Annotated in this window: 25 protein-coding genes; 15 read left to right on the plus strand and 10 right to left on the minus strand. The window is 64.1% G+C overall.

Features of this window, described 5'->3' with window-relative positions; translation table 11 throughout:
* Nucleotides 1–20: 20 nt before the first annotated feature.
* Complete coding sequence (locus ACY65G_RS26340) at nucleotides 21–314, minus strand: DnaJ domain-containing protein (RefSeq protein WP_465000245.1); 294 nt, start codon at nucleotides 312–314, stop codon at nucleotides 21–23.
* A 142-nt stretch (nucleotides 315–456) separates the two neighbouring features.
* On the opposite strand from ACY65G_RS26340, the gene ACY65G_RS26345 reads away from it, so the two are divergent.
* From ACY65G_RS26345 to ACY65G_RS26360, 4 genes are all read left to right on the plus strand, one after another.
* Nucleotides 457–2,223, plus strand: a complete 1,767-nt coding sequence (locus tag ACY65G_RS26345; RefSeq protein WP_465000246.1) for a glutamine--tRNA ligase/YqeY domain fusion protein — start codon at nucleotides 457–459, stop codon at nucleotides 2,221–2,223.
* Between the two features lie 311 nt (nucleotides 2,224–2,534).
* Nucleotides 2,535–4,343, plus strand: a complete 1,809-nt coding sequence (locus ACY65G_RS26350; protein WP_465000247.1) for a CHASE domain-containing protein — start codon at nucleotides 2,535–2,537, stop codon at nucleotides 4,341–4,343.
* A gap of 138 nt (nucleotides 4,344–4,481) precedes the next feature.
* Nucleotides 4,482–5,210: a glycine-rich domain-containing protein gene (locus ACY65G_RS26355; protein WP_465000248.1), complete on the plus strand. Its 729-nt coding sequence runs from the start codon at nucleotides 4,482–4,484 to the stop codon at nucleotides 5,208–5,210.
* A gap of 192 nt (nucleotides 5,211–5,402) precedes the next feature.
* A complete protein-coding gene (locus ACY65G_RS26360; protein WP_465000249.1) occupies nucleotides 5,403–6,188 on the plus strand; it encodes a glycine-rich domain-containing protein in 786 nt (261 codons plus the stop codon).
* 127 nt (nucleotides 6,189–6,315) lie between these two features.
* On the opposite strand, the gene ACY65G_RS26365 is transcribed toward ACY65G_RS26360, so the two are convergent.
* From ACY65G_RS26365 to ACY65G_RS26375, 3 genes are all read right to left on the minus strand, one after another.
* Nucleotides 6,316–6,558, minus strand: coding sequence for a hypothetical protein (locus ACY65G_RS26365; RefSeq protein ID WP_130185820.1), 243 nt, complete (start codon nucleotides 6,556–6,558; stop codon nucleotides 6,316–6,318).
* Between the two features lie 222 nt (nucleotides 6,559–6,780).
* Complete coding sequence (locus ACY65G_RS26370; protein WP_465000250.1) at nucleotides 6,781–7,053, minus strand: hypothetical protein; 273 nt, start codon at nucleotides 7,051–7,053, stop codon at nucleotides 6,781–6,783.
* A 62-nt stretch (nucleotides 7,054–7,115) separates the two neighbouring features.
* Nucleotides 7,116–7,946 (minus strand): sugar nucleotide-binding protein, encoded by an 831-nt coding sequence (locus ACY65G_RS26375; RefSeq protein ID WP_465000251.1) that lies wholly within the window; start codon nucleotides 7,944–7,946, stop codon nucleotides 7,116–7,118.
* Between the two features lie 95 nt (nucleotides 7,947–8,041).
* Here ACY65G_RS26375 and ACY65G_RS26380 point away from each other — a divergent pair, with 95 nt between their 5' ends.
* The 3 genes from ACY65G_RS26380 (at nucleotide 8,042) to ACY65G_RS26390 (ending at nucleotide 10,848) form a co-directional block, all read left to right on the plus strand.
* Entirely contained in the window at nucleotides 8,042–9,067 is a 1,026-nt protein-coding gene (locus ACY65G_RS26380; RefSeq protein ID WP_465000252.1) for a CDP-6-deoxy-delta-3,4-glucoseen reductase, read from the plus strand.
* A gap of 72 nt (nucleotides 9,068–9,139) precedes the next feature.
* On the plus strand, nucleotides 9,140–10,387 hold the full coding sequence (locus ACY65G_RS26385) for an MFS transporter (protein ID WP_465000253.1): 1,248 nt from the start codon (nucleotides 9,140–9,142) through the stop codon (nucleotides 10,385–10,387).
* A gap of 89 nt (nucleotides 10,388–10,476) precedes the next feature.
* Nucleotides 10,477–10,848, plus strand: coding sequence for an HPF/RaiA family ribosome-associated protein (locus tag ACY65G_RS26390; RefSeq protein WP_130185825.1), 372 nt, complete (start codon nucleotides 10,477–10,479; stop codon nucleotides 10,846–10,848).
* A 35-nt stretch (nucleotides 10,849–10,883) separates the two neighbouring features.
* Here ACY65G_RS26390 and ACY65G_RS26395 read toward each other — a convergent pair whose 3' ends face one another.
* Nucleotides 10,884–11,666 (minus strand): helical backbone metal receptor, encoded by a 783-nt coding sequence (locus tag ACY65G_RS26395; protein ID WP_465000254.1) that lies wholly within the window; start codon nucleotides 11,664–11,666, stop codon nucleotides 10,884–10,886.
* A 98-nt stretch (nucleotides 11,667–11,764) separates the two neighbouring features.
* On the opposite strand from ACY65G_RS26395, the gene ACY65G_RS26400 reads away from it, so the two are divergent.
* On the plus strand, nucleotides 11,765–12,745 hold the full coding sequence (locus tag ACY65G_RS26400; RefSeq protein WP_465000255.1) for a GGDEF domain-containing protein: 981 nt from the start codon (nucleotides 11,765–11,767) through the stop codon (nucleotides 12,743–12,745).
* A gap of 143 nt (nucleotides 12,746–12,888) precedes the next feature.
* Here ACY65G_RS26400 and ACY65G_RS26405 read toward each other — a convergent pair whose 3' ends face one another.
* The gene (locus ACY65G_RS26405; RefSeq protein WP_465000256.1) at nucleotides 12,889–13,437 is read right to left on the minus strand and encodes a DUF5610 domain-containing protein; all 549 of its coding nucleotides are present in this window, start codon (nucleotides 13,435–13,437) and stop codon (nucleotides 12,889–12,891) included.
* A gap of 34 nt (nucleotides 13,438–13,471) precedes the next feature.
* Between ACY65G_RS26405 and sbcB the strand changes: the two genes are divergently transcribed.
* Nucleotides 13,472–14,917, plus strand: a complete 1,446-nt coding sequence (gene sbcB / locus ACY65G_RS26410) for an exodeoxyribonuclease I (RefSeq protein ID WP_465000257.1) — start codon at nucleotides 13,472–13,474, stop codon at nucleotides 14,915–14,917.
* Between the two features lie 212 nt (nucleotides 14,918–15,129).
* On the opposite strand, the gene pyrF is transcribed toward sbcB, so the two are convergent.
* Nucleotides 15,130–15,948, minus strand: coding sequence for an orotidine-5'-phosphate decarboxylase (gene pyrF / locus ACY65G_RS26415; RefSeq protein WP_465000258.1), 819 nt, complete (start codon nucleotides 15,946–15,948; stop codon nucleotides 15,130–15,132).
* 148 nt (nucleotides 15,949–16,096) lie between these two features.
* Here pyrF and ACY65G_RS26420 point away from each other — a divergent pair, with 148 nt between their 5' ends.
* The 3 genes from ACY65G_RS26420 (at nucleotide 16,097) to ACY65G_RS26430 (ending at nucleotide 18,281) form a co-directional block, all read left to right on the plus strand.
* Entirely contained in the window at nucleotides 16,097–16,699 is a 603-nt protein-coding gene (locus ACY65G_RS26420) for a LemA family protein (RefSeq protein WP_465000259.1), read from the plus strand.
* Between the two features lie 242 nt (nucleotides 16,700–16,941).
* Entirely contained in the window at nucleotides 16,942–17,772 is an 831-nt protein-coding gene (locus ACY65G_RS26425; protein ID WP_465000314.1) for a TPM domain-containing protein, read from the plus strand.
* Complete coding sequence (locus ACY65G_RS26430) at nucleotides 17,772–18,281, plus strand: TPM domain-containing protein (protein ID WP_465000260.1); 510 nt, start codon at nucleotides 17,772–17,774, stop codon at nucleotides 18,279–18,281. Before ACY65G_RS26425 ends, ACY65G_RS26430 begins: the two co-directional genes overlap by 1 nt.
* Here ACY65G_RS26430 and ACY65G_RS26435 read toward each other — a convergent pair.
* On the minus strand, nucleotides 18,271–18,558 hold the full coding sequence (locus ACY65G_RS26435) for a hypothetical protein (protein WP_465000261.1): 288 nt from the start codon (nucleotides 18,556–18,558) through the stop codon (nucleotides 18,271–18,273). The genes ACY65G_RS26430 and ACY65G_RS26435 overlap by 11 nt on opposite strands.
* An 11-nt stretch (nucleotides 18,559–18,569) precedes the next feature.
* On the opposite strand from ACY65G_RS26435, the gene ACY65G_RS26440 reads away from it, so the two are divergent.
* Together ACY65G_RS26440 and ACY65G_RS26445 are read left to right on the plus strand one after the other, a co-directional pair.
* Nucleotides 18,570–18,932 (plus strand): hypothetical protein, encoded by a 363-nt coding sequence (locus ACY65G_RS26440; protein ID WP_465000262.1) that lies wholly within the window; start codon nucleotides 18,570–18,572, stop codon nucleotides 18,930–18,932.
* Between the two features lie 72 nt (nucleotides 18,933–19,004).
* Entirely contained in the window at nucleotides 19,005–19,400 is a 396-nt protein-coding gene (locus tag ACY65G_RS26445; RefSeq protein ID WP_465000263.1) for a VanZ family protein, read from the plus strand.
* Nucleotides 19,401–19,412: 12 nt separating this feature from the next.
* On the opposite strand, the gene ACY65G_RS26450 is transcribed toward ACY65G_RS26445, so the two are convergent.
* Complete coding sequence (locus tag ACY65G_RS26450; RefSeq protein WP_465000264.1) at nucleotides 19,413–19,799, minus strand: hypothetical protein; 387 nt, start codon at nucleotides 19,797–19,799, stop codon at nucleotides 19,413–19,415.
* 149 nt (nucleotides 19,800–19,948) lie between these two features.
* Here ACY65G_RS26450 and ACY65G_RS26455 point away from each other — a divergent pair, with 149 nt between their 5' ends.
* Nucleotides 19,949–20,446 (plus strand): hypothetical protein, encoded by a 498-nt coding sequence (locus tag ACY65G_RS26455; protein ID WP_465000265.1) that lies wholly within the window; start codon nucleotides 19,949–19,951, stop codon nucleotides 20,444–20,446.
* Between the two features lie 33 nt (nucleotides 20,447–20,479).
* Here the strand turns inward: ACY65G_RS26455 and ACY65G_RS26460 are convergent, their stop codons facing one another.
* Nucleotides 20,480–21,418 carry a TraB/GumN family protein gene (locus ACY65G_RS26460; RefSeq protein WP_465000266.1) on the minus strand — a complete coding sequence of 313 codons (939 nt, stop codon included), beginning with the start codon at nucleotides 21,416–21,418 and terminating at the stop codon, nucleotides 20,480–20,482.
* Nucleotides 21,419–21,519: the final 101 nt, after the last annotated feature.

Raw genomic sequence — 21,519 nt, forward strand, 5'->3', positions numbered from 1 at the left:
TTCGTAAATGCTTGTCTGGTTCAGGCGGCAGGTAACGTGACGCCATGCAGGCTGAAGACGGAGCGCCACAACTGGTAGGCTTCCTCTTCCGGATCGATGATGATCCGGTGGTTCAGGCTCTGGTTGTATTCCTCCCGCTTCGCGGGGTCGGACAATACCTCATAGGCCTTGACGATGGCCTTGAAGCGGGCATCGGCACCGGGCTCGGGATTGCGGTCCGGATGGAAGCGCATCGCCAGCGACCGGTAGACCTTCTTGATCTCGTCTTCCGTCGCGTTCGGCGCGATACCGAGCACGTTGTACAAATTATCCATGGTTTTCCTCTGCCTCGACACTCTGGTCCAAAAACGTGGGCGTAAGGGCGAATTATCCTATAGAAAACGATCGGCTGTCCCGCCGCACGAGGCGACGTACGGTAAAATGGCCGCCAATCGACTCCAATTCCTGCCCTCGTACATGAGCAACGACAAAAAGACAGCCGCAGCGGCACCAGCACCGAATTTCCTTCGCAACATCGTCGAACACGACCTGGCCACCGGCGCGCACCAGCGCGAAGGGCTGCCTCCCGTCATCACCCGTTTCCCCCCGGAGCCGAACGGCTACCTGCATATCGGCCATGCCAAGTCGATCTGCCTGAACTTCGGCCTGGCGCGCGACTACCAGGGGCGCTGCCACCTGCGCTTCGACGACACCAATCCGGCCAAGGAAGAGCAGGAATACGTCGACTCCATCATGGACAGCGTGAAATGGCTGGGCTTTTCCTGGGAAAGCCAGGACTCCGCCGGCGGCGACGGCTACCTGCACTATGCCAGCGATTATTTCGACCGGCTGTACGAGATGGCGGAATACCTGATCACGGCCGGCTACGCCTACGTGGACAGCCAGAGCGCCGAGGAAATGGCGGCGAACCGGGGTAATTTCAATACGCCGGGCGTGAACTCGCGCTTCCGCAACCGCCCCGCCGAGGAATCGCTGCAACTGTTCCGCGACATGAAGGCCGGCAAGTACGCCGATGGCGAGCACATCCTGCGCGCGAAGATGAGCGAAGACGCGATGGCGTCGCCGAACATGAACCTGCGCGATCCGGCGATCTACCGCATCCGCCATGCGCACCACCACCGCACGGGCGACAAGTGGTGCATCTACCCGATGTACGACTACACGCACCCGATCTCGGATGCGCTGGAAAACATCACGCACTCCGTGTGCACGCTGGAATTCCAGGATCACCGGCCATTCTACGACTGGCTGCTGGAAACGCTGGCGGCAGGCGGCTTCTTCAAGAAGCCGCTGCCGAAGCAATACGAATTCTCGCGCCTGAACCTGACGTACATCGTCACGTCCAAGCGCAAGCTGCGCCAGCTGGTCGAGGAAGGCATCGTCGACGGCTGGGACGATCCACGCCTGTCCACGCTGGTGGGCATGCGCCGCCGCGGCTTCACGCCGGAAGGCATCCAGCTCATGGCCGAACGCACGGGCGTGACGAAGTCCGACGGCTGGATCGACTTCGGCGTGCTGGAAGGCGCCGTGCGCGAAGACCTGGACCCGAAGGCGCCGCGTGCGATCGCCGTGCTCAAGCCGTTGAAACTGGTCGTCGACAATTTCGACGCCAATGAAAGCGTCGAGTGCAGCTCGCCCGTGCACCCGCACCATCCGGAACTGGGCAACCGCACGTTCCCGTTCACCCGCGAGCTGTGGATCGAGGAAGAGGATTTCATGGAAGTACCGTCGAAAGGCTACTTCCGTTTCTACCCGCCGATCGGCGACCAGCCGGGTGCGCGCGTGCGCCTGAAATACGGCTTCGTGGCCGAATGCACGGGCTACGACAAGAACGAGAACGGCAAAGTGATCGCCGTGCACGTCAATTACTTCCCCGACAGCAAATCCGGCACCGATGGCGCGAACAACTACAAGGTCAAGGGCAACATCCACTGGGTCAGCGCGAGCGCCGCGCTGGAAGCGGAAGTGCGGCTGTATGACCGCCTGTTCACGGACCCGCAGCCGGATGCCGGCGGCAAGGACTTCAAGGAATTCCTGAATCCGAAGGCCAAGGAAGTGGTGACCGCCTACCTGGAACCGGGCCTGAAGGATGCGCAGGCCGAGCAGCGCTTCCAGTTCGAGCGCCACGGCTACTTCGTGGCCGACCGGGTCGATTCCCGGCCGGGCAAACCCGTGTTCAATCGCATCGTCACGCTGAAAGACAGTTGGGGAAGCGCGAAGTAAATCCTGAAGAAAAGCCGCCCGCGAGGCGGCTTTTCCATTAGCAAAACTGGGGACGTACCCTTGTTTCTCGGCATTTTAGTGACAGACAGGGCTATGCTGCGCCAGCGTCACTCTTGCTGCCATAAGGATTTCTTTCCTGGAAACCAGGGTACGTCCCCTGTTTTTCGTTCGTGCATGAGATTCACCACGGTGACAGACGAGGGCTGCGTCTGCCGCAACGGTTCCTGTCCGGGAGTCGCTTTGTTCTTGACGCAGCTCACCTCGACTGCCTATATTTTGAACACGAACTCAGCTCTCCCAGCGCGCCGTCCATGAAACAACCTTTGTCAGGAAAATTGCACGAAGCGAAACCCTCCTGGTGGAGCGGCGTGCTGCTGTCGATGCTGGTCGGCGCCGGATTCTACGCATGGATGGCCAACTCCCTCGAAAGCGAGGCGCTGGAACGGTTCCGCAACCAGGCCCGCAGCATCCAGCACAATATTGCCGGCGGCATCAAGGCATGTACCGACGTGCTGCGCGGCGCCGCCAGCCATTTCCAGGCCAGCGAGGAAATGTCGCCCCAGAGTTTCCATCGCTACGTGCGAGGCCTGGACATTCCGCATAATTTCCCGTCGATCGCCACGATCAACTTCGCGCAATACGTGCCGGACGAGCGCCGCGCCGCGTTCGAACACCAGATGCGCAGTGCGACGGTACGCGAGCTGGGCTACCCTGAATTTCGGATCTCGCCCTCCGGCCAGCGGCCCGATTACACCGTCATCACGCTGCTCGAACCGATGTACGGCGCCAAAGGCAAGTTCGGATACGACCTGGCCTCCCGCCCCGCCGTTGCCCGTGCCCTGGAGCAGGCGCGCGACACGGGCGCGATCTCCACGTCGGGCCTGCCGGTGCAATTGCCCGAAGCGCCCACGCAGTTCGGCATGCCGTTGCGCTTGCCCGTGTACCGGGCGGACATGCCGGTCGACACCGTGGCCGATCGCCGCGCCGCTTACCTGGGCTCGGTAGGCATCGGCTTTTCCGTGCCGCGCCTGGTGGAGGCGGCCATGGTCGATACGCCGGTGCGCGAAGTGCGGGTGCGACTGTACAGCGCCGTGGCCGGCACGCCGCCGGATGGCCATCCGAATGGCCACCTGCTGTTCGACAGCATCGAATCGGCCGCCGGCCGGGCGCCGCCGGACGATCATGTTGAGTTGAGCCTGCCCGTGAACTACAACGGCAGGCTGTGGCAGGTGTATTTCGATGCGCCCCGGGGGGCGCTGTTCTCGAGCTTTGACGCCTACCTGCCGTGGCTGGCCGCGCTGGTCGGCTTTGTCAGCACGCTGCTGATGTACGCGCTGTTCCATGCCCAGGTCTCGTCGCGGCGGCGCGCGCTGCAGATGGCGCGCGACATGACGCGCGAATTGCGCGACAGCCAGGCCAAGCTGCAACTGTCGCACCAGCGGCTGCGCCGGTTGGCCGCACATGCCGAGCAGATCAAGGAGGAAGAACGCAAGCGCATCGCCCGCGAGATCCACGACGACCTGGGCCAGAACCTGCTGGCGCTGCGGATCGAAGCCGATATCCTGGCCAGCCGCACGGCGTTGCGCCACCCCCGCCTGCACTCCCGCGCCACCGCCACGCTGAAACAGATCGACGACACGATCCGCAGCGTGCGCAACATCATCAACGATCTGCGGCCGAACGTGCTCGATCTCGGGCTGTCGGCCGCGGTGGAATGGCAGATCACGCAGTTCCGCAAACGTTCCGGCATCGAGTGCGACGTGCTCGACCCCGACGGCACGCCGGATCTGGACGACCGCTGCGCCGTGGCACTGTTCCGGGTGCTGCAGGAATCGCTCAGCAACATCCAGCAACATGCACGGGCCACGCATGTGCGCGTGGAACTGCGCCAGCTCGGCGGCACCCTGCGCATGGTCATTGCCGACAACGGTATCGGCCTGCACGACGGCAGCCGCAACAAGAATGGCTCGTTCGGCCTCGTGGGCATCGAGGAACGCATGAGCTTACTGGGCGGCGACTGCTCCATCGTCAGCCGGCCCCATGGCGGCACCACGGTCACCGTCACGGTGCCGGTAGCCTGGCGCGCTGCGCAGCCGGCAATCGGCGAGTTTGCAAACTAACAGTAATCATTCATAACAGAAAATAGTTGCATATAAGCCTCCTATAGTTTGAGCAAGATCAATAGCGCCATTTAAGCAAAGGCAACAATAGGCCTTGTTTTAATTGCATTGACCTACCTCAACAATAGGAGACCAAGGATGACTGACTACACGACGATCGAAGAACTGGACCTGGACCCCATCAAGGTCAAGCTGATGCACAAGGAATCAGGCGAAGGGTGGAGCCTGGAGCATGCCAACGCGGTGGAGAAGGAATACCGGCGTTTCCTGATCCTCATGAAAAAATATCCGGACGAACAGTCCGCGCCGCTGATGGACGTGGACACGTTCTGGCATTACCACATCCTCGATACGCTGAAGTACGCGTTCGATTGCCAGGCGGTGTTCGGTTATTTCCTGCATCACTTCCCTTATATCGGCCTGCGCGGCGAAGAAGACGAGCAAGTCCATCAAAGCATGGGCGCGCGCATGAAGGAACTGTACGAAGAAACGTTCGGCGAGGATTACCTCCGCGCGGGCACCACTGCCTGGTCGGGCCGCGCGACGGCATCGCAGGACACGCAAATCGCCTGGTCGGGCATGGCGACCCAGTTGGCTGCGAAGACCGCCTGGTCGGGCATGGCAACGCCGGCAGCAAAGACCGCGTGGTCGGGTGCGGCAACCGCACTGGCCGCAAGGACCGCCTGGTCGGGTATGGCAACGCCGGCCGCAAGGACCGCCTGGTCGGGCATGGCAACGCCGCTGGCCGGGCAAACCGCCTGGTCGGGCCGTGCACCGGACGCGGCGACGCCGATCGACGGCGCGCAAATCCCGGCGGTCAGCCCGGTCTACACCGTGCGGCCGCGACTGGCGCAAACCACCGCCTGACTGCTGCCTGGTGCATTGTCGCGGAACCGCAACAGCGGTTCCGCGCCTCTTCCCCCTGGCCTTCCCGCACGATTGAATCGTTTCTTGCAATCCGTAAAGAACGACCTATACTGGGGTTTGTTGATGTTTCCTTGCATCAACATCAATTCAGATACGGCATCGCAGTGCCGGCAACCCTTGGAGAGGATGTACATGGTTTCTACCGAACATTTCAAACAGATCGCCGAACTCGACCTGGAGCCCATCAAGGTCAAGCTGATGCACGAGGAATCGGGCGAAGGCTGGTCGCTGGAAAAGGTCAATGCTGTCGAGTTCGAATACCGCCGTTTTCTGTACCTGATGAAGATGTTTCCGAACGAGCAGACCGCGCCGCTGATGGACGTGGACACGTTCTGGCATTACCACATCCTCGATACGATGAAATACGCGGTCGATTGCGACAAGGTGTTCGGCTATTTCCTGCACCATTTTCCGTACATCGGCCTGCGCGGCGAAGATGACGAGGAAGCGCACCGCCGCGTGGGCGACCGGATGAAAGAGCTGTACGAGGAGACCTTCGGCGACGCCTACCTGCGCAACGCCGAGCCGGCATATTCGGGGCGCATCAGCGCCGATGCCGCGTATTCCGGCCGGATCGGCACCGATGTCGCTTACTCGGGCCGCATCGGCACCGACACGGCCTATTCCGGAAGGATCAGCGCGCAAACCGCCTATTCGGGCCGTATCGGCACCGATGTGGCCTATTCGGGGCGGATCGGCACGGAGACCGCCTATTCCGGCCGCATCGCCTATTCCGGCCGCGCCGCCGCGCCGACCGTTGCCGCGCAAACGGCGTATTCCGGCCGGATCAGCGACGCGAACGTGAGCCCGAAAACGGCCTATTCGGGCCGCATCGGCACCGCAACGGCTTATTCCGGCCGTATCGACGCGGCACCGGCACAGACCGCGTTCTATACGGAACGTCCGCGCCTCGCCTGAGCACGCCCCAATGAAAAAAGCCGGCCCCGCAACGGGCCGGCTTTTTTTTGTGTGCGCATTGTCGAGCGGTTTTCGTGCACCGCGCAGCGAACCACTCTAGCGTTATCAGTACGCTACCGATGGGCCATCAATGCGTCATCAGGTCGCGCAGCTCGCGGATGGAATAATCGCTGATTTCATGCATGCGGATCAGGATCGTGGCGCCGATCGGCAGCGTGTTGTGGCGGATCTTGCTGATGACGGGCGGCGCCACTTCGAGGGCGCGCGACAGGGCCGCGTCGTTCTTCAGGTCCAGCTTGGCAATGATGGCGTCGAGGACGCGGTTCGGGTTGTACGACGGCGATGCGGTCAGGTCTTTCAGGAATGACATATTCAAACTTTCTCGGACAATGCTCTTTTAAAGCAAGATGCTCTTTTGAAGCAATAGCAGGGTTACCCATTTCCGCCGGTTCGTTACCGGTCTCTGGTGACAAACCATCGCGCACGGCGAAGTAGTTTGTATGCGGACAATATGGTACACCGGATTGCTTAAATTTTGGCAACCTGCGTGAGAATCCGAGAGATTTCAACACCACATTCTATGGTAGGTAACCTACGAAGCCGATTGCGAGGACTCGCGGGGCAGCAACAGCAGCAGCCAGCACCATGTGACGATCGTCAGGGCCGCGAGTTCGGCCAGCGAGAGAGGCAGGGCCATCGGGAGCGCTTCCTGCCGGGCCACCGGCAACTGATGCCAGCCCAGTTCGCGCCGGAGTTCATCCGGCGAGGGCAGCGGCAGCGGTAACCCGGCGCGGGAGGAAACCCGGCGCCGGGCCATCCATGCCCGTACTTCTTCCTTGCTGGGATGCCGGCGGTTCGCTTCCATACGACCTCCTCGTGATGTCTGCCTACGTTAGTCGCAAGCAGGAAAATCACGTTTGCGGCGCGTCAATCCTGGCGGATGGCCGTCATGCTTTGTAGCCCGTCGGCAACGGTTGGGTAGCGCAGCCGCACGCCCAGTTCGCGCTTCAACCGGCCATTGGCGAGACGGCGCGACTCGGACATGAACGACAGCAGCGTGGGCGATACCACCTGTGCCAGCTGCGGGCGCGGCAGGCGGGGCGGACGGGGCAGACCGACAGCATCGGCCACGGCATCGAAATACTCGGCCATGCGCATCGCGCTGTCGTCGACCGCGTGGTAGACCCGCTGCGGCCGGCCGCGATACAGTGCCGCCCGCAGCAGTGCCGCCAGGTCGTCCGCATGGATGTGGTTCGTGTAGACATCGTCCGCGGCATCGAGCGCGGGCGTGCCCTGGCGCAGGCGCTCGAGCGGCAGCCGGTCCGCCGCGTAGATGCCGGGCACGCGCAGGATGGCCAGGCGACCTTGCGCACGGCGGGCCCAGCGGCGCAATTGCCCTTCCGCGTCCACGCGCCGGCGCGCCCGGATATTGCGGGGTGCCACCGGTTGCGTTTCATCGACGAGCCGCCCCGCCAGGTCGCCATAGACACCGGTCGTGCTCACATAAACGACCTTCGCCGCCTCGGGTAGAATGGCGGTCACATTGCGCGTGCGGCTATCGCGTTCGCCGGCCCCCGGCGGCGGCGCCAGGTGGATCACCGTGTGGGCCAGGCCCTTGAGGCGGCGCAGCGTGGCTGGCTGGTCGAGGTCGGCCAGCACGGCAACCGCGCCGGCAGCCCGCAACGCGCCGACATCGGCCGCATCGCGGGTGACGGCGAAGACGCGGTAGCGTGCGCACAGCAGTGGCAACAGCCGCATGCCGACATCGCCGCAGCCGAGGACCAGCAGGCGCGGCTTTCCGAGGATCCGGCCGGATTTTTGTTTGCTTGAGGTTTTCATTATTCAAGGATTGTATGACGTTTCAGATTACTGTTCAGCCCAGCGGTCACCAGTTCGCATGCGACGAGGATGAAACCGTGCTGGCGGCGGCCATGCGGGCCGGCGTCGGGCTGCCGTACGGCTGCAAGAACGGCGCGTGCAGCTCCTGCAAGGGCAAGGTCGTTGCCGGCGAGATCACGCACAAGCCGCACCAGCGCCGTGCGCTGTCCGAGGAAGAGGAAGCCCAGGGCATGTCGCTGTTCTGTTGCGCGATACCCCATTCCGACCTCGTGATTTCCGCCCGCGAAGTGGCCGGCAGCGGCGACTTCCCCGTCAAGAAGATGCCGTCGCGCGTGACCACGCTGGAAAAGGTGGCGCCGGACGTGATCGTGATGACGCTGCAGCTGCCCGCCAATGAAGTGCTGGAATACCGTGCCGGGCAGTACATCGAATTCCTGCTGCGCGACGGCAAGCGCCGCAGCTACAGTATGGCCAGCGCACCCGGCGCCGGCCCGGTCTCGCTGCACATCCGGCACATGCCGGGTGGCCTGTTCACCGACCAGGTGTTCGGCACGCTGAAGGAGCGCGACATCCTGCGCTTCGAGGGCCCGCTGGGCACGTTCTTCGTGCGCGAGGAATCGGACAAGCCGATGGTGCTGCTGGCGTCCGGCACCGGTTTCGCGCCGATCAAGGCGATCGTCGAGCAGATGAAAGCGTCCGGTTCGCAGCGCAAGATGGTGCTGTACTGGGGCGGCCGCCGGCCGCGCGACCTGTACATGCATGCGCTGTGCGAAGAATGGGCGCGCGAGCTGCCCAACTTCAGCTACGTTCCCGTGGTGTCCGATGCGCTGGACGAAGACGGCTGGACGGGCCGCAAAGGCTACGTGCACCAGGCCGCCGTGGCCGACCTGCCGGACCTGAGCGGCTGGCAGGTCTATGCGTGCGGCGCGCCGATCGTCGTCGAATCGGCAAAGCGCGATTTCGTCGCCACCTGCGGCTTGCCGGAAGACGAATTCTACGCGGACGCCTTCACCACCGAAGCCGACCTGGCCCAACCTTAACCACCTCGCGATCCCGGTTCCCCGCCGGCCTCCCGGCCGGGCGGCGGGCCGCGTCTGACCACCGATCGCTTCATGTCCTCATCCAACGGCTTCGCCGTCCTGCGTCACCGTAACTTCACGTTTTACCTGTCCGCCCGCATCCTCGGCACGCTTGCCGTGCAGATGCAGAACATCGCCGTCGGCTGGCAAGTCTATTCGATGACCCACAACCTGTTCTACCTCGGCATGATCGGCCTGGCGCAATTCGCGCCGTTCCTGCTGCTGATCCTGCCTGCGGGCCACGTGGCCGACCGCTACAACCGCCGCAACATCGTCACGGCCTGCCTGGCCACGCAATTGCTGGTGGGCCTGCTGCTGCTTGCCTTCGCCTCCAGCGGCATGGCGGCCGTGTGGCCCGTGTTCGCCGTGCTCGTGCTGTTCGGCAGCGCGCGCGCCTTCATGGGGCCGGCCACGCAGGCGATGCTGGTGAACCTGGTGCCCCAGCAGGACCTCAGCAAGGCGGTAGCGCTCTCCTCGTCCAGCTTCCACGTCGCCGTGATCGCCGGCCCTTCGCTGGGCGGCCTGCTGTACATCTACGGCCCGATCGCCGTGTATTGCGTCGCCGCCGCGCTGCTGCTGGTGGCCACGGTGCTGATGGCGATCACCAAGGCCCCGCCGCAGGCCAGCAACCGCGAACCGGCCACGTGGCACAGCGTGCTGGAAGGCTTGCGCTTCGTGAAGTCGCGCCCCATCGTGCTGGGCGCGATCTCGCTGGACCTGTTCGCCGTGCTGTTCGGCGGCGCCACGGCGCTGCTGCCGGCGCTGGCCCACGACGTGCTGCACATTGGCCCGTCCGGCCTGGGCATGCTGCGTTCGGCGCCCGGGGCCGGCGCCGCGCTGTGCTCGATCGCGCTGGCGTTCTTCCCCATCACGCGCCGGGTCGGCGCGTGGATGTTTGGCGGCGTGGCCGTGTTCGGCATGGGCACCGTCGTGCTCGGCACTACGACCACCTTCGCCGTCGCCCTCGCCTGCCTGCTGCTGATGGGCGCCGGCGACATGATCAGCGTCTACGTGCGTCACCTGCTGGTGCAGTTCGAAACGCCGGATGCGATCCGCGGCCGGGTCAGCGCCGTCAATTACGTGTTCATCGGCGCATCGAACGAACTGGGCGAATTCGAATCCGGCGTCACTGCCGGCTGGATGGGCCTGTCGCGCGCCGTCGTCTTCGGCGGCGTCGCCACGCTCTTCGTCACGGGCGCGTGGATCAAGCTGTTCCCCGTGCTCGCGAAGATGGACCGGTTCCCGCACCACGAGAAAGAGTTGGCGCAGCAGGCGGAGTAAGGCCTTGAAAACGCGGCAATGTGCTGCACTTAACAACAGAAGGGCCCCGTAAGACGTAATATTGAGCCATCACAACGAGGAGAACAACAATGCAAGTTCAAGTGAATACCGACAAGGCCATTACCCATGATGCCAACCTGGACAACCACGTCGAAAGTGTCGTTCGCTCGGCGCTGGAACGCTTCGGCGAAGCCATTACCCGCGTCGAGGTTCACCTCGGTGACAATAACGGTCACAAGACCGGTCCGAACGACAAGCGCTGCATGATGGAAGCACGCGTGGCCGGTATCCCGCCGATCGCCGTGACGGACCAGGCCGGCGACCTGCACCAGGCGATCACCGGCGCCTCCGGCAAGCTGGTGCGCGCACTGGACACGGCCATCGGCAAGCGCAGCGACGTCAAGCACAACACGCCCGTCGCCGACCTCGTGCAGCCGGACGCCGTCGAGACCGACGACTGACCGCACGGCCGACGACTGACCGGCACGGCCGACAGTTATCCCGCCGCGGCCAGGCCGCGCAGGTACGCCAGCCCGGCCAGCGCCCGGCTGCCGTACCACGACATCATTTCCCCATCCACGAGTTGCACGGGCTTGCCGACCTGCTTTTCCAGCGCGTCGGCATGCGCTTCCGTGAACCGGTACGGTTCCGTGGAGAGCAGCACCTGGTCGATGCCGGCCACCAGCGCATCGTTCCAGTCGAAGCGGGGATAACGGTCGGGTCCCAGCGCGGGCACGCTCCAGCCGATCTCCGCCAGCATGGCCGCGATATACGTGTCATGCGACACGGTCATCCAGGGATCCTGCCAGATGCAGTACAGCACGCGCTGCGGCGGCCCTTTCGGCATGGCGCGCAGCGCGGCCAGTTCGGCGGCAAAGGCATCGCACCACTGGCGGGCCGCGTCGTCCGCGCAGAACACGCCGCCCAGCAGGCGGGCAAGCGCCAGGTTGTCTTCCGGCCGCAGCGGGTGCGTGACGATCACGTGCGGCACGAACGTGGCCAGCAGGTCGGCCACCGGCTTCGTGTTCTCATCGATGTTGACCACCACGTGCGTGGGGGCCAGCGCGCGCACCCGGTCGATGTTGACATCCTTCGTGCCGCCCACCTTCGGAATATCGCGCAGCGCGTCTTTCGGGTGGATGCAGAAACCGCTGCGCCCCGCCAGCTGGCCGGCCAGCCCGAACGTGCACAGCATTTCGGTGATCGACGGTACCAGCGACACGATGCGGGCAGTCGGATCGGGTTCGTGGGCGTGGCCAAGGGCATCGATGAAGGTCATGTTGCAAAAGAAAGTAAAAGTAGTGGATTGAAACAAGTTCAGCCGCGTTCGACCGACTTTCATGCGCTATCATGGCATGACTTCCTGGAAACCCTGCCGTGAAACTACTCAGCACTTTCGCCGCTTCCCCGTACGACATCGCCGCCCTGCACCTGTTCCGCGATGCCGATACCGCCAGTGCCGCCGCGCTGCTGGCGAACTGTCCCGTGATGCTGGCGGCGGCGGGCGAAATGGTGTCCGACCCGGGGAGCCCGCGCCTGGTGATCGTGCTGCGCGGCGCGCTGGCCGATGCCACCGGAAACGGCGCCACGACGCGGATCCTGCCTGGGGAAAGCGCCGGCGAACAGGCTGTCCTCGACGGCGAGGCCGACCTGTCCGGCCTGAAGGCGCTGGAAGCGAGCGAACTGCTGCTGGTCGATGCCGACCTGGCCTGGCGGCTCATCGAGGAGGCCGACGGCGTCGCCCGGAACCTGCTGCGGCTGCTGTCCTTCCGCATCCGCGCCGCGGGCATGCAATTGCGCCAGCGGCAAAAGCTGGGCGAATTCTACCGCCAGCTGTCGCTGAACGATGGCTTGACGGGCCTGTACAACCGCGCCTGGCTGAACGACGTGCTGCCGCGGCTTGTGTCGACCGCGCATGCGACGCGCGCGCCGCTGTCACTGATCATGCTCGACATCGACCACTTCAAGAAGTTCAACGACCATCACGGCCACCAGCAGGGCGACAGCGCCTTGCGTATCGCCGCGCACCTGCTGGCGGGCGCGCTGCGGCCATCGGATTTCGCCGTGCGCTATGGCGGCGAGGAATTGATGGTGATCCTGCCCGACACGCCGGGCCCGGTGGCGGCCGGGGTGGCCGAGCGGCTGTGCGAACGCATGCGTGAAACGGCGGTGTTCGACGACGTGCGGGTGCCACTGCCGCACATCACGGCGTCGTTCGGCGTGGCGTCGCTGGCCGAAACGCAGGACGACCATGGGCTGGTCGCCGCCGCTGATGGCGCCCTGTACCGCGCGAAAGCGGCCGGGCGCGACCGTGTTGTCGTGGCGGAAGCGCTGCCCGCCGCACAACCGGCGGTCTAGGCGGTAATGCCGTTCAGATAAGCCAAACCCAGAGGCAGATTCCGGGGTCAGACCCGCCAGGTCTGACCCCAGCCCTTTGCTTTTGAGGTGTCTGCATGCGGGTCAACGTGCCGGCCAAGCACTAACTGAACGGAATTAGCGGTCTAGGCAGCCTCTTTTTCGTCCTTCGGCTGCGCCATCCTGGCGGCGAATTCGTCGAAACCCTTCATCACGAATGCATAGGTCTTGTCGATGTTGGCGGCCACGTCGCCGTCCAGCACCTTCAAGCCCTTTAGGATGTCGCGTGCCTCCTTGAAGCCCTGCTCGACACCGCCCTTCACCGCACCCATGAACTTTTCCAGCGCCGCGCCGTCTTCCATCTGCGGATTCTGGGCCTTGAACACGCTGAAGAAACCGCTGGCCAGCGAGACGATGCGGCCGGCCGTGGCTTCGGGCGAATTGTCGTGCCGTGCGGCGTTCTGCACGGCATTCTCGCCCAGCTCGGCCCGCAAGGCTTCGTTAATGCTGGTGATCGCCGACTTGTAGAGCAGCGCCTGCGGATTGCTGCCGACGCCGATCGAGATCGACGTGGACGCTTCCATGATCGACACGTTCAACTGCATTTTCGCCCGGGCCGCGGTGACTTCGCCCTGGCCGGCCACCTTCGAATCGGTCGAGATGGTCTTTGAATTGAGGGAAATGCTGTTTGCCACGATAATCTCCGGTTATGACACGACTAAGCTACTCATGAGCAACCACACCTTTCTCTGGCACGACTACGAAACGTTTGGCGCCGTGCCGCGCCGCGATCGTCCCGCGCAATTTGCCGCCATCCGCACCGATGCCGACCTGAACGAGATCGGCGAGCCGGTCATGCTCTACTGCAAGCCGGCCGACGACTACCTGCCCGATCCACAGTCCTGCCTGATCACCGGCATCACGCCCCAGCAAGCGTTGCGCGAGGGCGTGCCGGAACACCAGTTCGCCGCCACGATCCTCGAACTCTTCGCCGAGCCCGGCACCGTGGGCGTGGGCTACAACACGATCCGGTTCGACGACGAATTCACCCGTTTCCTGTTCTGGCGCAACCTGATCGATCCCTACGCGCGCGAATGGCAAAACGGCTGCGGCCGCTGGGATCTGCTCGACGTGGTGCGCATGTGCCACGCCTTGCGGCCCGACGGCATCGAATGGCCTAAAGGCGATAACGGCAAGACCAGCTTCAAACTTGAATTATTGACATCAGTCAACAATCTGGCGCACGAGGCGGCGCACGACGCGCTGTCCGACGTCCGCGCCACCATCGCGCTGGCGCGCCTGATCCGCGACAAGCAGCCACGCTTGTGGGACTTCTGCCTGGCCCTGCGCGACAAGGGCCGCGCCGCGGACGAAATGGGCCTGCACCTGTCGCGCGAGCTGCGCAAGCCGTTCCTGCACGTGTCCGGCATGTTCCCGGCGGAACGGGGCTGCCTCGCGCTCGTGTGGCCGCTGGGCGTGCATCCCACCAACAAGAACGAAGTGCTCGTGTGGGATTGCAGCCACGACCCGCGCGAACTGTTCACGCTGGACGCGGAAACCATCCGCACCCGGCTGTTCAGCCGCGCCGGCGACCTGCCCGAAGGTGTCAGCCGGCTGCCGATCAAGAGCGTGCACCTGAACAAATCACCCATGCTGGTCGGCAACCTGAAAACGCTGAGCGCGGACGTGGCCCAGCGCTGGGGCATGGACCTGGAGCTGGCACTCACGCACGCGCAGTACGCGGCGAGCGGCCCCGACCTGTCGGCGCTGTGGGAACAGGTATTCCACCGCCCGCCGGCCGAACCGTCCGACGTCGACGAAGACCTGTATGGCGGCTTCATCGGCAAGGAAGACCGCCGCCTGCTCGACTCGCTGCGCCGCGAACCGCCACACAAACTCGCCACCGCCTCGCCGCATTTCCAGGACGACCGGCTGGCCGAACTGCTGTTCCGCTACCGCGCCCGCAATTTTCCCGACACACTGTCCGAGCAGGAACACGAGCACTGGGAACAGCACCGCGCCGCGCGGCTCCTGGAGGGCGCCGGCGGCGCCCGCAGCGTCGACCAGCTGTTCGGCGAGATCGACACGCTGTCGCAGACGGCCGACGAAAGGGCCGAGCAGATCTTGGGCGAACTGTACGAGTACGCCGAAATGATCGTGCCGCAGTCGTACTAATAAGAAAAACTGGGGACAGACCCTGGTTTAGAGGAAATTTCCTCAAAACCAGGCGGTCCGGCGATCCAGTCTGTCCCAAATGTTCAGTGATAGGTAGGCATTTCTAGTCTGCCGCGTCCCCTCCTTCACCGCCCAAAATGGGGACGGACCCTGTTTTACAGGAAATTTCCTGTAAAACAGGCGGTCCGGCGATCCGGTCCGTCCCCAATTTTTCAGCGGTGGGCGTTGATCCCCTGCCGCGTCTCCTCCGCCACCCGCCGTGCGGCCTGGGCGAAGTCTTCGCCGGCCTGCGGCGTCGCATAAAGGATCGCGCGCGACGAGTTGATCATCATGCCGGTCCCCGCATCGGTGCGGCCGGCGCGCACCGTGGCCTCGATGTCGCCGCCCTGCGCGCCGATGCCGGGAATCAGCAGCGGCATTTCGCCGACGATCTCGCGCACGGCGCGGATCTCTTCGGGGAAGGTGGCGCCAACCACGAGCGCGCACTGGCCGTTGCTGTTCCACTTGTCCGCCACCAGTTGCGCCACGTGCTGGTACAGCGGCTTGCCGTTCACTTCCAGGAACTGCAGGTCGGACCCGCCCGGGTTCGACGTGCGGCACAGCACGATCACACCGCGGTCGCTCCATGCCATGTACGGCTCCACCGAGTCGGCTCCCATGTACGGGCTGACCGTGACCGCGTCGGCCCCGTAGCGGTCATAGGCTTCGCGCGCGTACTGCTTCGCCGTGGCACCGATGTCGCCCCGCTTCGAGTCGAGGATCAGCGGAATGTGCGGATGCCGGTCGCGCAGGTAGGCGCCGATGCGCTCCAGCTGCCCTTCCGCGCCCAGCGCGGCAAAGTAGGCGATCTGCGGTTTGAACGCACATGCCAGGTCGGCCGTGGCATCGATGATCTCCTTGCAGAAGTGATAGATGCCGTCCGGCGTGTCGCGGAACTGCGCCGGCAGGCGGTCCATGTCCGGGTCCAGGCCCACGCACAGCAGGGAATCGTTGGCGGCCCATGCGGCGTTCAGTTTATTGATGAAATTCACGGCGGCCCCTTAATCAAAAATTATGCAAACCCACCATTATAGCGGCCGGCAATTGCACGCCACGCTATGTGCTGTACCGTACAAAGTTCAGTTGTCCAGACATGTATAGTGCATGCAATATCGGTACGTGTCTTTTCAAGGAGGAAGCATGCGCAACACACTCGTACGCTGGATCGGACTGGGCGTGCTGACGGCCACGCTGTCCGGCTGCGGCTACAACGATTTCCAGACCAAGGATGAGGGAACGAAGGCCGCCTGGGGCGAAGTAGTCAACCAGTACCAGCGCCGGGCCGACCTGATCCCCAACCTCGTCAACACCGTCAAGGGATACGCATCGCACGAGCGCGAGACGCTGGAAGCGGTGACCGCCGCGCGCTCCCGGGCAACCAGCATCCAGGTAACGCCCGAGGTGCTGAACGATCCCGCCGCGTTCCAGAAATTCCAGCAGGCACAGGGCGAGCTGTCGTCGGCACTGTCGCGGCTGATGGCGGTCTCCGAGCGCTATCCCGACCTGAAGGCCGACACCAGCTTCCGCGACCTGCAATCGCAGCTGGAAGGCACGGAAAACCGGATCACGGTGGCAAGGCAGCGCTATATCGCCTCGGTGCAGGACTACAATGTGCTGGCGCGGCGCTTTCCCACGAACCTGACGGCCATGATGTTCGGCTATGACGTCAAGCCGAGCTTCACCGTGGAAAACGAGAAAGCCATCTCGACCGCGCCGACCGTCGACTTCGGCGGGAAGAAATAGCTTTGCTGGAGGTGACTGCCACCATGCCGCTCGGCCCGCACGGCCCGCACGATCCGGCCGCACCACCCGCCGCCCCGCGGCGGCGCACGCGCGAACACCCTTCCGAAGGCAAATGGCTGGGTACCGCCGAGACCACCAACGAGCGTGACGTACGTGACATGCGGGGCCGCCGGCGCGGCCTGCGCCGCCTGGTGCCGCGGCCATCGAAGCGCTGGCTCGACCATTGGCTCGTCCGCTACACATTGCTGGTGCTGCTGCTGTGTTTTGCGCTGCTGTTCGTCGAGGCGGCCCGCGCGCAGGAAAGTTCCACGCAATCGGGCTTTGTTCCCGTGCCCGCACTCACCGCCCGCGTAACGGACGGCGCCGGCATGCTGACGGCGCAGCAACGCGGCGCCCTCGAATCCGTGCTGGCCGATTACGAAACCCGCACCGGCAGCCAGATCGCCATCCTCACGGTGAAAAGCACGGCGCCCGAGCCGATCGAGCAATACAGCATCCGCGTCACCGATGCGTGGAAACTGGGCCGCAAGGGTGTCGACGATGGCGTGCTGCTGGTGGTGGCGAAGGATAATCCCTCCTCGTTGCGCCGCCTGCGCATCGAGGCCGGCCGCGGCGTGCAGGGCGTTTTGACGGATGCGCAGTCCAAGCGCGTATTGCAGGACGTGATCGCGCCCCATTTCCGCAACAACGATTATTACGGCGGCCTGAGCGCCGGCGTGTCCGCCATCGCCACCCTGCTGGACAAGGAACAGTTCCCTGCTCCTCAACAGCAGCCAGCGCCGCGGCAGGCGCAGCCCGAAAGCGGGGGCTCATGGCTGTTGCCGGCGCTCCTGTTCGGCGCCTTCGTGCTGCTGCCGATGTTTCGCGGCCGCGGGCGCGGGCAGCGCAGCGGGCTGCACCGTTCGGGATGGGGTTCGAATGCGGCCGGCGTGCTGATCGGCAGTGCCATCGGCAGCGCGTTGGGCAATGCCCACCGCGGCGGTGGCGGCTTCGGCGGTGGCGGCTTCGGTGGCGGTGGCTTCGGCGGCGGCGGCGGCACATTCGATGGCGGCGGCGCCTCGGGAGACTGGTAATGGATACGATTGCTCGATGGCGCCGCGCGCTGCGCCACCTGATGACCGGCTCGGGCGCGGGGCGCCGATGCTTCCCGGAAGCAACGCTTGCGGCGATTGCCGCCGCGATCGCCGAAGGCGAACAGCGCCACCGGGCCGAAGTGCGGCTGGTCGTCGAACCCGCGCTGCCGTTCGGCGCGGCCCTCGACGGCGTGACGAACCGCGAACGGGCCAGGGTTCTGTTCGCGCAATACGGTGTTTGGGATACCGAGGAAAACTGCGGCGTGCTGATCTACGTGAACCTGGCCGACCACGCCGTGGACATCGTTGCCGACCGCCATGTCGGGCGTTGCATCGCCGACACCGAATGGCAGGCGGTATGCAGCACGATGACAGGCGCGTACAAGCGCGGCGAGTTCCGCGAAGGCACCGTGGCGGCATTGAACCAGTTGGCCGACCTGCTGCAACGGCATTTCCCGTCGGACGGCTCGCGCCCGAACCAGTTGCCCGACGAAGCCGTCATCCTGTGACGCGCGGACGCCGTTCCTTATGGATGAGATATTCGGTAAATCTATATCTATTATCGAAATTCAAAATTGGACTTATATGTGGCAGCGCAGCATAATCACACCTGTCTCCACTATTCTCCTCCAAGATAATAGTTTGAAGCCCGCCGATGACGCGGGCTTTTTTTTTGCTCCCGTTTCTTAGCGGCTTCTTGCCGGTTTTTTCCCGGTTTCTTCTCGCATCCCATTCCCGCTGCATTGCGCCAGCTGCGCCGAGTGCGCCAAGTTTGCGCGCTGTCATGGCAGCGTCACATGGAAACCTTATACTCGAACCCATCTGCCACACATGCAACCGATATGCGTGGTGACAGACCAGGTGTGCTTCGGCACACCGCTCCGAATTCGCATTTCCGGCATTGCCCTGTTTTATCGCTGCTCACGGATCGCTTCAACGTGGACCGCTTCAACTTGGATCGCTTCAACGTGGATCGCTTCAACGTGGATCGCTTCAACGTGGATCGCTTCAACCCGGGTCGCTTCATCTCCGGGTCGATTTTCAAGGCGATTGACCTGATTTCAATCCGGTACAGCGCGCAACGCCGGAAATGCACTGCTTTATCGCCGCATCGATTCACCGTTTTTGATTCATCGTCTCTTGGCCCGGACAGGGTTTGAGCCCGCCTTCATGGCGGGCTCTTTTTTCTGGCCCATGCTATCGTTACGGTTTTGCCAATTCATTCCCGTGTCGTGCTGAAATTCATTCATTTCCTGTTGCTTACCCCGGCATATGCCCGCCTGCGCTATTGGGGAGCGATGGCGCTGTTCGCACTGATCGTCATCATCGGTTCGATTCCGGGCGCCCGGGCGGACGCCGCCGAAGTCGCCTCCGGCGTCGTATTGCATTCCTGCGCCTATGCGGTACTGACCTTCCTCGTGTTCACCGGCAGCAGCGGCACGCCGGCCCAGCGCGCCATGAAAGCCGTGCTGACGATTGCCGCGATGGGCATCGTCGACGAACTGGTGCAGAGCTTCCTGCCCTACCGGCATGGCGCCGTCGGGGACTGGCTGGTCGACTGCACGTCTGCCATCGTGACATCCACGCTGCTGTGGGCACTGTGGACGAACCGCAAGGTTTCCACCTGACCGCACCGCACGCTAGCCTTTCCCGCAATCGTTTTCAACATCGGCACAAGACTGGCCCTTGTCGGCTGCCCGAGGCGCCGTGGCTATGCGGGCCACGTCGCTTGCCCGCGCCTCTGCCCAGTCACTTTCGAGCCGCGCCTGGTCCGCATGCATGTCCATGCCGATCTTGCGCAGCAGCGCCTTCGTATGGCGGCGCTGGGACATCCCCACCATGCCGCCTGTCGCGCGCTCCGCATCCAGCCGCATTTCCATCAGCTGCTCCACTTTCGCCAGCCGTACCAGCGCATACAGCGCGTGGCGCAACACGTGGCGCTTGCGCCGGCCGCTGCGCCCCGCCAGCCCGCCATAAGCGGCGTCGACCAGGTCCGAAATCACCGCGTCCGTCCGATGCTTGAGCATATCGACCCTTATAGTTATCTAATATCTAATTATCAAGCTGCATGGAAGGCCGGAGTTTGATTTGCATCAAAGGGTGACTTGCCGGCATGAACGCGGTGGCGGGAAATCCTTCCAATGCTTATCGGGCATGACGCTCGTGGGAGATCACCGTGAAAAAATCGATACTGCAGCCGGTCCTCGCCGCTCTCTCGGCAGGCGCCATCCTCGCTGGCTGCGCGGGTGCCGGCGAATCGGGCACGATGGAGAGCGCGGGACATTCGGACACCGCCGGAACGATGGCGAACGGCTATCACGAAGGCCGCAGCGATGACGCCGCCATGGCGGCCCGGGCCACCAGTGCACCGGGCGCGGCGGGAAGCGGCGCGATGGCGGCCGGCCCGGCAGGCAGCGCCGCCATGCAAGGCTGGCAGGGGGTGGTGCAGGCGATCGAACCGCTTGCGCGGCAGGATGCCGGCATGGGCGTCAGCGGTGCGCCGGGCGCGGCCGCCGCCGGCGGCATGGTCACGGGCGTGGGGCCCGGGCGCGTGTACCGCGTGACATTGCGCACCGACGAGGGCACGATGCAGAGCGTGGTGGTGCAGGCCGCGCCGGACTATCGCGTGGGCGACCGCGTCCGCTATAGCAACGGAAATCTGTCGCGGCAGTGATGGGTCACCAGGCAGCGCCGCGGTCGCGCAGCGTCAGTACATCTGCTCCACGGCATAGCCGCGGCGCCGCAGCAGTTCGGGAATGCTGTCCTCGCCAACGAGGTGCAGCAAGCCGATGCCCACGAACGCCACCTCGTCGCTGCGCATGATCGCTTCGATGTGGGCGGCCATTTGCGGGTTGCGCTGGCGTAGCAGCGTGCGGTCCATGAACGTGGCGGAAACGGAATCGCCGCTGGTCAGCTCGCGTGCCAGCACGGCGATACGCGCTGCGTCGGCCGTGCTCCAGGCGTCGATCAGTCCGGCCGACTTCTGCACGGCCTTGCCGTTGTCCAGGTCGTCCAGGTTTTCAAGCAGGTATTTCTCTTGCTGGGCATCGTCCAGCGAAGCAAACAGGCTGAGCTGGTAGTCGGCCGTTTCCAGTTCGCGCACCCGCTTCTTCTGCTTTTCCGCGGTCGACAGCAGGAATCCCTCCACGCCATTGTTGCGGTGATAGCCATGCTTCTCGATCTCGCCGCCCACGAGGATGTTGGCGACCAGCCATGGCCGGTATCCTTCCACATTGCGCAGCGGGATGCCGGCCTTCGCCAGCGCACGCTCCAGCCGGGCCAGCGCATGCGGCGACAGGTGGCGCGTGATGGATTCGCCGGCCGGGTAGCTGCCGTACTTGGCCAGCGCGCGCTGAAACGGCTCGTGCACGCGGGTATCGAGTTCCAGCACGAGCGAACTGGCATGGGCCAGCGCGCTGGTCACTTCCGGCTCGAGCGGGAAAAAACCCTGTTTGCCGACGTGGATCGTGCCGAACAGGTAACTGGTCTTGCCATCGTGCTGCACGCGGTACAGGGCGCCACGCCGGGGTACCGGCTTCAGCTCGATCGGCTCCGCGGTGGCAACCGCGTTGGGGACATTCATTTCCATACTGTTGACGGACCACGAAATCAATAAGGCAACGGTGAAGGTCAGATAGCGCAGCATGCAAATCCCCAACCGGCCTTTGTTAAAAGGCTGGCATGATCCGAAAACAATGAACGGTAATGCCCTGGAGTCAGCCGGGCACTGGCTGGCGGCCGCGTGAA

The organism is Pseudoduganella sp. jia 12 (assembly GCF_055502675.1).